The organism is Rhodoferax sp. XS2R6, assembly GCF_056521365.1.
This window is the reverse complement of sequence record NZ_JBWMAY010000003.1, coordinates 467740-479420: the sequence shown is the minus strand read 5'-3', so window position 1 is coordinate 479420 and position 11681 is coordinate 467740. Positions and strand designations below refer to the sequence as shown.

The following is an 11681-nucleotide window of genomic DNA, read 5'->3' as shown; positions in this document are numbered from 1 at the left end:
GCTGGGTTGGTTGACTCCTTTGGAGGTTTACGGCCAGTGGCTGGCCAAGCTTGAGCACTCTCCTGACGTCATCCAATAAACTCCAACTGTGTTGCACTTGGATTTGAGTCCGCCCCCTGTACATATTGCGCGAGCAGCTATTAATTCAATAGCACCTATCGCCCACAAGCTCGCCGCCGACCAAGTCAAGATGGAAGTGGGCACCAGTGGCACGGGCAAGCCCAACATCCAAACCCTGCAAGACAGCAGCACGTACAGCAGCGAACAAAGCAGCTCCGGCTTCAGTGTGAGCGTGTGCCTGCCCCCGCTGTGCGTGGACATGGGCGCTGAGCTTAGCTGAGCGATGCGCGCCTGTGGTACAAAACTCCCCATACAAAAGATGGGCCGGGCGCAGCAATGTGCGAAAAGAGCAGGTCAGAAACTACAGAGGGGTATATGGGCGGTGATCGCATTCAAGTGATCTTCGGTGCAATCGTGGTTGCCATGGGGATCTACACCTTTATCAAACGTGAAGCCCGCTTCTCTTGGTGGTCACGTGACGATGGTGATGGGCCAGAGTCCTATTTCACCGGTTTCATGGCCCAGCTCATTGGTGCCGGCCAAGTCGCCATCGGACTCACCACCATCTATTACGCCTGAACCTGGATTGCCAGATCGGCCCGCTATCATCTTCACCACCTACAAGCACGGGAGCACACCATGGCACTTATGGACTTCATCAAGAAACAGTTTATTGACGTCATTCAATGGACTGAAGAGGACGACGGCACGCTGGCCTGGCGCTTCCCCATGGCGGGCATGGAAATCCAGAACGGCGGCACGCTGGTCGTGCGCGAGTCGCAGCTGGCGGTGTTTGTGAACGAGGGCAAGGTGGCCGATGTGTTTGGCCCCGGCACCCACACGCTCACCACGCAAACCCTGCCGGTGCTGACCTACCTGAAGAACTGGGACAAGCTGTTCGAGTCTCCCTTCAAAAGTGATGTGTACTTCTTCAGCACACGCCAGCAGATCGACCAGAAGTGGGGCACGCCCCAGCCCATCACCATCCGCGATGCCGACTTTGGTGCCGTACGCTTGCGCGCCTTCGGTAACTACAACTTCCGCATTGCCGACCCCAAGCTGTTTCACACCGAGATTTCGGGCACGCGCGAGAGTTACACCACGGCCGACGTAGACGGTCAGTTGCGTGGCTTGGTGCTGCAGAACATTAGCAATGCGGTGGCCAGCAGCGGCATTGCGTTTCTGGACCTGGCGGCCAACCAGCTGAGTTTTGCGCAGGCGCTGGTGCGCCAACTGGCGCCCGAGTTCGAGAAGATTGGCTTGAAGCTCGAAGGCATGACGGTGCAAAACGTCTCGTTGCCCGAAGAGCTGCAGAAGATTCTGGACCAGAAGATCGGCATGGGCATGGTCGGCAATGACATGGGCAAGTTCATGCAGTACCAGACCGCGCAGGCGATTCCCAAATTCGCCGAGGGCGCGGGTTCGGGCGGCGGCATTGCGGGCGATGCCATGGGCCTGGGTGCCGGTGTGGCCTTGGGCCAGGTGCTGGCGCAAAACCTGGCGGCCGGCCTGCAAGGTAACGCGGCACCGGCAGCGGCTGCCGTGGCCCAAGTGGCGGGTGTGAAGCCTGAGGACGTGATGGCCACGCTGGAAAAGCTTGGCGAACTGAAATCCAAGGGCATCCTCACGCAAGAAGAGTTTGACGCCAAGAAGGCGGAGCTGCTGAAGAAGCTGGTGTAGTCATTGGCGAAGCGGCGGGTGGAGCGGCAGAGGGTTCTGCTACGTGTCCCCCGCCCTTCGGGCTTCTCCTTGACCTCCGCATAACCCTCTACCGCTCCGCTCTCCTTGGCTAACGAGACTGCTGCTGTCCAACGCGCATACCGGGCTCCGTGCCCGGGCTGTGGTGCGCCTGTCAGTTTTCTGAGTGCACAGAGCACGCATGCGGTCTGCGCGTTTTGCCAGAGCACCGTGGTGCGCAATGGTGATGTGTTGCAGCGCATCGGCAAGATGGCCGAGCTGTTTGACGACCACAGCCCCTTGCAGCTGCATACCAGCGGCAGCTGGAATGGCCAATCCTTCACGCTGCTGGGCCGCTTGCAATACAAGTACGGCGAAGGTACCTGGACCGAGTGGCATGCGGTGCTGGGCGACGGCAGCAGTGCCTACCTGAGCGAGGACAACGGTGCCTATGTGTTCACTACGGCACAGGCCGTGCAGCGCGAGATGCCGCCGGCCGAGCGCTTCCGCGTCGGCGCCACCACGGCCATCAATGGCAAGTCGTTCACCGTCGCCTCCAACCAGCCGGTCGCGCTGATCGCGGCCCAGGGCGAGCTGCCGCGCCTGCCCGCATTGGGCGCCAGCTTTGCGATGGTGGAGCTGCGCAGCCAGGCGGTGGACGCCAAGGGCGTGGGCGAGGTGCTCAGCGTAGACTACAGCAGCCAGCCGCCCAGCGTGAGCATGGGCAAGTCGGTGCTCTTGGAAGACCTGAAGCTCACGGGCCTGAAAGACGAATCGGCCAAGGACGAAAAGGGTCGGCAGTTTGCTTGCCCCAACTGCGGCGCCACGCTGACCGTGAAGCTGGCGGGCAGCCAAAGCATGAGCTGCGGCTCGTGCCACAGCATCATCGACCTGTCGCAGGGCATAGGCGGCGAGCTCAAGCACGCGATCCAGGACGAACCCGTGCAACCCCTGATCCCGCTGGGTACCACGGGCACGCTGCAGGGCTCGCAGTGGCAGGTGGTGGGCTTTCAGCACCGCATGGGTACCGACCCCAGCGACCCCGACGAACATTTTGGCTGGGAAGAGTACCTGCTGTACAACGCCAAGCGTGGCTTCATTTTTCTGGTGGACTCCACCGACGGCTGGAGTGTGGTGCGCCCCGCCACGGGGGCGCCTGTGGTTAGCAGCAACCAGCAAAGTGCCAAATACCTGGGCACACACTACCAGCTCAAGGAAAGCTACACCGCGCGCACCAACTACGTGGTGGGCGAGTTCTACTGGCAGGTGCGACGCGACCAGGTGACCGAGAACCGCGACTACAGCAGTGGCAAAAACCTGCTGTCGCTGGAGCAAACGGCCAACGAGCTGACTTGGTCGGTGGGCAACACCATCGACAGTGCGACGGTGGCCATGGCCTTCAAGCTGAAGGACAAGCAGGAACTGCTCAAACGCACCGACGTGGGGCCATTGGTGTCCGGCACCAATCCCTTCATGCGCCAGGATTTCTGGGTGTTTATTGTGGTGGTGCTGATCTTCCTGGCCATGACACGCTGCTCACCCGATTGCGACCCGAAGGTGGAGAACTGCTCCAGCAGCAGCTACCGTTCTTCGGGCGGATCGTACGGCGGCTTTTCGTCGGGTGGCGGGCACAAATAGATGTTGGAATTTTCAAGGAGATAACCATGGAATGGTTGAAACCGGATGTGGTGTTGGGCTCGGTGTTGTATGCGGTGATGGGGGTGCTGATCTTCTGGATCAGCTTCCTCATCATTGACAAGATCACGCCCTACAACCTGTGGCTGGAGATTGTGGAAAAACAAAACAAGGCGCTGGCCCTGGTGGTGGCGGCCATGTCGCTGGGCATCTGCATCATCGTCGCCGCCGCGATCCATTGAGGCCAGAGATGCAAGCCGGGCCACGCCCGGTGGAGGTCGCGCTGCTCGCCTCGGTGTTTGTGGTGGCCGCCTGTGGGCTGGTGTACGAGCTGGCCGCGGGGGCGCTGGCCTCGTATCTACTGGGCGACTCGGTGTTGCAGTTCAGCACCGTCATCGGGGCCTACCTGTTTGCCATGGGCATTGGTTCGTATCTGTCGCGCTTTTTCGAGCGCCAGCTCACCGCCCACTTTTTGCGCATAGAACTGATGGTGGCCCTTGCCGGTGGTGCGCTGCCAGCTATCCTTTTTGTAGCGCATGCCTGGGTGCCGGGTTCGTTCCGTTTTGTGCTCTACGCCATGGTGCTGCTGGTCGGCATTCTGGTGGGGCTGGAGATTCCGCTGGTCATGCGCATCCTCAAGCGCAATGTGGCGCTGAAAGATTTGGTCTCGCAGGTGCTGACCTTTGACTACCTGGGTGCACTCGCCGTATCGGTGGCGTTTCCGCTCTTGCTGGTGCCCAAGCTGGGGCTGGTGCGCACCGGGTTGTTGTTCGGCTTGTTGAATGCAGCGGTGGCCCTGTGGGCGCTGTGGCTGTTTCGCCATGAGCTGCGGCGGTTTGCGGCGCATGCCTGGGCCTGTGGCGTGGTGCTGGCCCTGCTGGGCGCGGGCATGGTCGCGGCCGACCACATCACCACCTGGGCCGAGGACCGGCTCTACCAGGACAAAGCCATCATCGCGCAGTCCAGCCCCTACCAGCGTATTGTGGTGACCCATTCCCCGGGCGAGGGGCAGTTGGGCTACCGCCTGTTCCTCAACGGCAATTTGCAGTTCGCCCAGCGCGACGAATACCGTTACCACGAGGCGCTGGTGCACCCGGCCATGGCCGCGTTTTCGGCCAGTGGCGCGGCACCCAAAAAAGTGGCGGTGCTGGGCGGTGGCGACGGCATGGCCGTGCGCGAAGTCCTCAAATACCCTGGCGTGGAACAGGTCACGCTGGTGGAGCTGGATCCGGCCATGACCACGCTGTTCAGCCAGACGCCGGAGCTGGCCGCGCTCAACAGCAAGTCGCTGCGCTCGACGAAGGTCAAGGTCATCAACACCGACGCCTTCACCTGGCTGCAGGGCACGGACGAGGTGTTTGATGTCATCGTGGTGGACTTTCCCGACCCCACCAACTTCTCTGTGGGCAAACTGTTCACCAACGCCTTCTACGCCCTGCTGGACAAACACCTGGCCGCCAGCGGCTACGCCGTGGTGCAGACCACCTCACCGCTGATCGCGCGCAAGAGTTTCTGGACCGTGGTGACTACCGTCGAGTCCGTGGGCCTGACCGCCACGCCCTACCACGCCCATGTACCCAGCTTTGGCGAATGGGGCTTTGTGTTGGCCAGCCGCCGCCCCTTCCGCATGCCCACGGCGCTGCCCGCCGGCCTGCGCTTTCTGAATGTGCCCAGCCTGCCGCTGCTGTTTGAGTTTCCGCAGGACATGGGCCGTGTGCCCACCGAAGTGAATCGCCTGTCGAACCAGGTGCTGGTGACCACGTACGAAGAGGAATGGGGCAGGGTGGTGAAATGACAAAGGCCGCCTACAGCTACCGCAGCGACGCACGCGTGCCCCGTTTTGTGGATGACAAACCCCTCATCGTGTTCGATGGCCATTGCGTTCTGTGCTCCGGCTGGGCCAACTTTGTGCTCCGGCACGATAAGCGCCGGGTCTACCGGCTGCTCGCCGCGCAAACCCCGTTGGGGCAGGCCCTGTACGCGCACTACGGCCTGGGGGGTGATGACTACCAGAGCAATCTGCTGCTTGCTTCGGGCCAGGTCTTCATCAAGTCGGAAGGCAGCATCCGCATGGCCGAAGGCCTGGGCTGGCCGTGGCGCGCGGCGGCGGTGTTCCGCCTGCTGCCGCTTCGCTGGCGGGATGCGTTGTACGACGTGGTGGCGCGTAACCGTATCCGCTGGTTTGGCCGGCGGGAGGTGTGTTACCTGCCGGACCCCAAGGATGCGGACCGCTTTGTGACGGGCGACACACCGTGAACACGCAGGACAAGGCCCCTGCCAGCCTGTTCCAGCGCCTGCTGGGCACAGCGTTTGAACAGCTGGCACCAGCCGTGCAACGCGGTCACCAGCCCGGTATGGCCTTGCTGCTGTCGGGCCAGGCTTCGGTCAGGCGCGGGCCGGGGTTGCTGGCGTGCACGGTGTGCCGCCTTATGGGTTTTCCGGCTGCGGGCGACGCGGTGCCGGTCCGTGTGGACATGCAGGCGCAAGGTGCCGAAGAACGTTGGATACGGCACTTTGGTACGCAGCGGTTTGAGAGCCGCTTTCGCTCGGGCCAGGGCGCGCACCAGGGCTTGCTGGTGGAACAGTTCGGCCCCCTGCGTTTTCACATTGCGCTGGCGGTGGTGGACGGGGCGCTGCATTGGACGGTGCGCAGCGGGGCCCTGTGGCGTATCCCCTTGCCCTTCGCGCTGCTGCCCAGCGGAGACAGCCGCGAATACGCGTCCGGGGGGCGTTTCCATTTTGATGTGGAGATTGCCCACCCGCTGGCCGGGCGCATCGTGCAGTACCGCGGCTGGCTGGAGCCCACGGACCCCGTGTCGGCTGCGTCGTGAAACGCCGCCATTTCCTCGCCGCCGCCGCGCCCCTGCCTTTGCTGGGCTGCGCGCCATCGGCCTCCGACACCCGCCATATCACCGGTGGTTTCACCGGCATCCAGGTGGAGCGCGGCCACCGCTTGCGCGACACCACGGCCTGGCCGACGCCCACCGTCACCCACCGCACCCACACCGTCATCGCCGGTGGTGGCGTGGCGGGCCTGGCCGCCGCACGTGCGCTGCGCCTGCGGGGCATGGGCGACTTTGCGCTGCTGGAGCTGGAAGACAGCGCGGGCGGCAATGCGCGCGCGGGTGTGGTGGGGGGCATCCCCTGCCCGCTGGGCGCGCACTACTTGCCGCTGCCCAGCGACGACGCGCCCGAGGTGCAAGACCTGCTGGAAGAACTGGGCTTGCGCCAGCGTGTGGCCGGGCGCTGGTTATACGACGAACGCCATCTGTGCCACAGCCCGCAGGAGCGGCTGTTTTTTAACGGCGCCTGGCAGGACGGGTTGCTGCCGGTGCAGGGCGTGGGCGAGGCCACGCTGGTGCAGTACCGGCGGTTTGCCATGCTGGTGGAGCAGGCGCGAAGTGCAGCCAAATGGACCATTCCCATACAAACCAAGCCTCTGGCCCCGATGCAGCGTGCGCTGGCAGCTATGACTTTCATAGCGTATCTGGAGCAAAACGGCCTGACCGACCCGCACCTGCGCTGGTACCTCGATTACTGCTGCCGCGACGACTACGGCGCGGGCATTGCCACGGTGTCGGCCTGGGCCGGCATCCACTACTTTGCCAGCCGCCATGGCTTCCACGCGCCGGGGGCTGAGTCCGCCGAGCGCGAAGGGTTGCTGACCTGGCCCGAGGGCAATGCGTGGCTCACGCGCCGCCTGGCCGCCCCGCTGGGCGAGCGCCTGCACACGGGTTGTGTGGTGCTGCGCGTGGCGCAGGCCCGCCATGGCGTGGAGGTGGATGCCTTCAACACTGCGACGCAGCAGGTGGAACGCTGGCAGGCGCAGCAGGCCATCGTGGCACTGCCCATTTTTATCGCGGTGCGTGTGGTGGAGGGTGCGCCGGACTTTTTGCGCCAAGCCGCACAGCGCGTGGTCTACGCGCCCTGGCTGGTGGCCAACATCCACATCCGCGAACCGTTGTTTGACCGACCGGGTCCGGCCCCCAGCTGGGACAACGTGGTGTATGGCACCCAAGGCCTGGGTTACGTGGACGCCATGCACCAGAGCCTGCAACCCGTGCCCGGCGCCACCGTGCTCACCCACTACCGTGCGCTGGGCGATGGGGGTGGTGGCCCCGGTGCCGGGCGCAAGCAGTTGCTGGAGCAGCCGTGGGCCCATTGGCGCGACACCCTCCTGGCCGAGCTGGCCGCCGCCCACCCCGACCTGCCGGCCAAAGCCACGCGTTTGGAGCTGACGCGCTACGGCCACGCCATGGCCATTCCCATACCCTCGGTTCAGGGTCAAATAGGCTTCAAACCCCTATGGAATATGCGCACACAGCTATCAAAAACAGAGCGTTTTGGCTTGCAGTCTGGCCGCCTGCGTTTTGCCCACAGTGACTGGGCGGGTTACTCCGTCTTTGAAGAGGCGTTCACGCTGGGGCACTGGGCGGGGGCATGAGGCTGCGCGACGGGCCGCCCCTGCGTTTTCTGGTAGCTTAGGGCACGGTGCCCCGTGTGTGGGTGCCGCCGTTGGTGTGGCCATGGAGACTGAAGCGCGCATGACATCTTCCCTCAATCCCTTTTTGGCCTTGCCCCCGCAGCGTGTGCTGGTGACCGGTGGCACCGGATTCATCGGTTCGGCGGTGGTGAAGCAACTGCTGGACGCCGGCCATGCCGTCACGCTGCTGGCCCGCAAGCCCGCGCGTGCAACGCAACAATTTCAAGCGCGTGCCCGTTGTGTGCCCACCCTGGTAGCGCTGGGGGCGGAGGAGGCTTTTGACACTGTCATCAACCTGGCCGGCGCCCCGGTGCTGGGCCCGCGGTGGAGCCCCAAACGCCAGGCGCAGCTGCTGGACAGTCGTGTGGGGGTGACGCAGGCGCTGCTGCAATGGTTGGGCCGCGCCGTGCACAAGCCCACGGCCTGGTTACAGGCCTCCGCCATCGGTTATTACGGCGTGCGCAGCGGGGATGAACACCTGACGGAATCCAGTGCGCCGGGGCGCGGTTTTATGTCGGTCTTGTGCCAGCAGTGGGAGGCAGCTGCCCAGCCCGTGGCAGACCAGGGTGTGCGCCTAGTGGTGTTGCGTTTGGGCGTGGTGCTGGGGCCCGGCGGCGCCTTGCCACCCATGTTGTTGCCCCACCGGTTGGGCATGGGTGGCCGTTTGGGGGATGGCCAACAGGTGATGAGCTGGATCCACCGCCACGACGTGTTGCAGATCATGGCCCGGGCCATGGCAGACACCGGCATGCAAGGTACCTACAACACCGTGGCACCCGGTGCCATCCGCCAGGCCGAGTTCGCCCACACCGTGGGCCAGGTGCTGCACCGGCCCGTGTGGCTGCATCTGCCCGCAGCCCCCCTGCGTTGGGCCGCCGGCGAAATGGCCGAGCTGCTGCTGGACGGGCAACGCGTGGTGCCCCAGCGTCTGGTGGAGGCCGGTTACCAATTTGCCTACCCCGGTTTGCAGCAGGCGCTGGAAGACCTGGTGTGAGGTGAATGACCCAGTGGCCGCTGCCCGCGGCAACAGCTGGAAACACTTGTGACAGGGCACCGCCATGCGCGGTCCGCGCCGGGTCTGCCCATAATGCGCCCTCACCTTACCCATGCATATGCAATCCACCTCCTGGGGCCCTTGGCCCAAGCAAGCGCTCAAAATTGGCTTGGCCCTCTGTGCCCTGGCCGTGCTGGGCCTGCTGCTGGCCACCGCGTTTTTTTATACCCAACTGCCTGACATTTCCACGTTGTCCAGCTACCAGCCCAAGCAGCCGCTGCGGGTGTTCACGGCCGATGGGGTGGAGATTGGGGGCTTTGGCAGCGAGCGCCGCGTGTACCAGCGCATCGACCAGATTCCGCCGCTCATGAAAGACAGCCTGCTGGCGGTGGAAGACTCGCGGTTTTACAGCCACGGCGGTGTGGACCCGGTGGGCGTGGCGCGTGCCTTGCTGGCCAACCTGACCGGGGGGCGCATGCAGGGCGCATCCACCATCACGCAGCAGGTGGCCCGCACCTTCTTTTTAAGCCGCTCGCGTACGCTGGAGCGCAAGCTCAAAGAGGCCATGCTGGCCTACCGCATCGAAGCGCAGCTCAGCAAGGACCAGATCCTGGAGCTGTACATGAACCAGATCTACCTGGGGTCGCGCGCCTACGGCTTTGAGGCGGCCGCGCAAACCTACTTTGGCAAAACCCTCTCCGCCCTCAGCGCGGCCGAATGTGCCATGTTGGCCGGGCTGCCGCAAAACCCTTACTTTGCCAACCCGATCCAGAACCTGGACCGCGCCCGTGCCCGCCAGATCGTGGCGCTGGGCCGCATGCGCTCACAAGAGGTGATCGACGGTGGCCAGTACGCGGCCGCCCTGTTGGAGAAACTGGTGGTGCGCAAGCGCAACGAGGTGGAGGTGCATGCCGAGTACGTGGCCGAGATGGTGCGCCAGCAGGTTTACGCGCAGTACGGCGAGCTCAGCTACACCACGGGTCTGAACGTCACCACCACGCTGCGCGCGGCCGACCAGCAGGCCGCCTACAAGGCCCTGCGCCGCACGCTGGTGGAGCATTCGCTGCGCCAAGTCTGGCGCGGCCCCGAAGGGCAAGAGAGCCTGGCCGACAACCTCAAGGACGACAACCCGGCTGTGGCCCAGGCGCTGGCCGACTATGACGACGACGAAGACCTGCGCCTGGCTATCGTCACGCGCGCCAGTGCCAAGTCTGTCACCGTGGTATTGGCCTCGGGCGAGGTCATCACCATCGAAGGCACCGGCCTGCGCCCGGCGCAAAGCGGCTTGGCCGACAACGCCGCTGCCAAGCTGCGCGTGCGCCGCGGTGCGGTGCTGCGTGTGCTGCAGCAGGGCAAGGCCTGGAGCCTGGTGCAGTGGCCCGAGACCGAAGGCGCCCTGGTCGCCATGGACCCGGCCAATGGCCAGATCCGTGCGCTGGTGGGCGGCTTTGACTTTCACCGCAACCAGTTCAACCACGTGACCCAGGGCTGGCGCCAGCCCGGCTCCAGCTACAAACCTTTCATCTACTCCGGCGCGATAGAAGCCGGCATGCAGCCCGAAAGCCTGGTCAACGACGCGCCGTTGGAGAACGTGGGCGACTGGGCTCCCGAGAACGACGATGGCAGCACCGAAGGCCCCATCACGCTACGCCACGCATTGGCGCGCTCCAAAAATCTGGTCTCCATCCGCCTCATGCAGCTGCTCTCGCCCCAGGGTGCACGCAGCTGGACCAGCCGTTTCGGCTTCGATGCCGAGCGCCAGCCCGACAACCTGACCCAAGCGCTGGGCACCGGGTCTACCAACCCGCTGCAGCTGGCCGGTGCCTATGCTGTGCTGGCCAATGGTGGCTACCGCGTGAGCCCGCTGCTGGTGCAACGCATTGCCCGCGCCAGTGGCGAGGTGGTGTTTGAGGCCCCACCGCCCGCCGTGCTGGACGAGAGCCAGCGTGCCATTCCCGCACGCAATGCCTTCATGGTGTCCACCCTGCTGCAAGAGGTCACGCGCAGCGGCACCGCCGCACGCGCGCAGGCCGCGCTCAAGCGCCCGGACCTGTATGGCAAAACCGGCACCACCAACGATGTGGTGGACGCCTGGTTTGCCGGCTACCAGCCGGGCCTGGTGGCGGTGGTGTGGGTGGGTTACGACGTGCCACGGAGCCTGGGCAACCGCGCCTCGGGCTCGGCCCTGGCCCTGCCGGCCTGGATCGACTACATGGCCGTGGCGCTGAAGGGCGTGCCGGTGCAAGAGGTGCAGCCACCCGATGGCGTGGTGCGCTCCGGCAGCGAGTGGCGTTATGCCGAGTGGAACTGGGGTGGCTTCATCCCGAGCCTGGGTGTGGATGGCCAGGCCATCAGCCCGGCGCTGCAGGTGCCCCCCAGCTGGGAACCTGCACCGCCGGTCGCGGCAACGCCAGCCTCAGGCCCCTGAGGGGCCGCTTCGGCTGCTTCAGGCGCGCGGCAGGCCGCCGCGTTGCAAGGCGTGCTGCTCCACCTGTGCGGCGTCAAACAGCTGCAGCAGTGCAGCCAGCAAAGCGCGCGCCTTGGCGGAGTGGTCGCCGCCCATATTGCACACATACACATCGAGTGTCACGGCGCGCTGTTCGGGCCAGGTGTGCACACACAGGTGCGACTCGGCCAGCAGCACCGTGGCGGTCACGCCGCCCGGTCCCTGGTCCGTAGACGGAAAGGTGTGCGCCACCTGGGACACCGCTTGCAGCCCAACTGCTTGCACGGCCTGGAGGCAGAAGTCACCCAGCGGCCCGGCTTCGGTCAACCAGTCCATGGCGCAGCGGCAGCCGTGTAAATCGGCGGTGAGGTGCAGTCCCTGCATGG

The 11681-nt window shown here is 64.8% G+C and carries 12 protein-coding genes; 11 read left to right on the top strand and 1 reads right to left on the bottom strand.

Annotation, left to right across the window (positions count from 1 at the left end; translation table 11 throughout):
* The first annotated feature begins 103 nt into the window (after positions 1 to 103).
* The 11 genes from AC097A_RS13730 to AC097A_RS13680 all read left to right on the top strand — a co-directional run bounded on the left by AC097A_RS13730 (position 104) and on the right by AC097A_RS13680 (position 11277).
* Positions 104 to 340: a hypothetical protein gene (locus tag AC097A_RS13730; protein ID WP_479621276.1), complete on the top strand. Its 237-nt coding sequence runs from the start codon at positions 104 to 106 to the stop codon at positions 338 to 340.
* Positions 341 to 435: 95 nt separating this feature from the next.
* The gene (locus AC097A_RS13725; RefSeq protein ID WP_479621275.1) at positions 436 to 639 is read left to right on the top strand and encodes a hypothetical protein; all 204 of its coding nucleotides are present in this window, start codon (positions 436 to 438) and stop codon (positions 637 to 639) included.
* Between the two features lie 60 nt (positions 640 to 699).
* Positions 700 to 1740, top strand: a complete 1041-nt coding sequence (locus AC097A_RS13720) for an SPFH domain-containing protein (protein ID WP_479621274.1) — start codon at positions 700 to 702, stop codon at positions 1738 to 1740.
* Between the two features lie 231 nt (positions 1741 to 1971).
* The gene (locus AC097A_RS13715; RefSeq protein ID WP_479621273.1) at positions 1972 to 3375 is read left to right on the top strand and encodes a DUF4178 domain-containing protein; all 1404 of its coding nucleotides are present in this window, start codon (positions 1972 to 1974) and stop codon (positions 3373 to 3375) included.
* A gap of 20 nt (positions 3376 to 3395) precedes the next feature.
* Positions 3396 to 3614, top strand: coding sequence for a DUF350 domain-containing protein (locus tag AC097A_RS13710; RefSeq protein ID WP_105260309.1), 219 nt, complete (start codon positions 3396 to 3398; stop codon positions 3612 to 3614).
* A gap of 8 nt (positions 3615 to 3622) precedes the next feature.
* On the top strand, positions 3623 to 5167 hold the full coding sequence (locus AC097A_RS13705; RefSeq protein WP_479621272.1) for a polyamine aminopropyltransferase: 1545 nt from the start codon (positions 3623 to 3625) through the stop codon (positions 5165 to 5167).
* The gene (locus AC097A_RS13700; protein WP_479621271.1) at positions 5164 to 5628 is read left to right on the top strand and encodes a thiol-disulfide oxidoreductase DCC family protein; all 465 of its coding nucleotides are present in this window, start codon (positions 5164 to 5166) and stop codon (positions 5626 to 5628) included. The genes AC097A_RS13705 and AC097A_RS13700 overlap by 4 nt, the downstream gene beginning before the upstream one ends.
* Positions 5625 to 6203 (top strand): DUF4166 domain-containing protein, encoded by a 579-nt coding sequence (locus AC097A_RS13695; RefSeq protein WP_479621270.1) that lies wholly within the window; start codon positions 5625 to 5627, stop codon positions 6201 to 6203. Before AC097A_RS13700 ends, AC097A_RS13695 begins: the two co-directional genes overlap by 4 nt.
* A complete protein-coding gene (locus tag AC097A_RS13690) occupies positions 6200 to 7816 on the top strand; it encodes an FAD-dependent oxidoreductase (protein WP_479621269.1) in 1617 nt (538 codons plus the stop codon). Before AC097A_RS13695 ends, AC097A_RS13690 begins: the two co-directional genes overlap by 4 nt.
* A gap of 100 nt (positions 7817 to 7916) precedes the next feature.
* Entirely contained in the window at positions 7917 to 8849 is a 933-nt protein-coding gene (locus AC097A_RS13685) for a TIGR01777 family oxidoreductase (protein WP_479621268.1), read from the top strand.
* 118 nt (positions 8850 to 8967) lie between these two features.
* Positions 8968 to 11277, top strand: coding sequence for a penicillin-binding protein 1A (locus tag AC097A_RS13680; protein WP_479621267.1), 2310 nt, complete (start codon positions 8968 to 8970; stop codon positions 11275 to 11277).
* Positions 11278 to 11295: 18 nt separating this feature from the next.
* Here the strand turns inward: AC097A_RS13680 and AC097A_RS13675 are convergent, their stop codons facing one another.
* On the bottom strand, positions 11296 to 11679 hold the full coding sequence (locus AC097A_RS13675) for an S-adenosylmethionine decarboxylase family protein (RefSeq protein ID WP_479621266.1): 384 nt from the start codon (positions 11677 to 11679) through the stop codon (positions 11296 to 11298).
* Positions 11680 to 11681 lie beyond the last annotated feature (2 nt).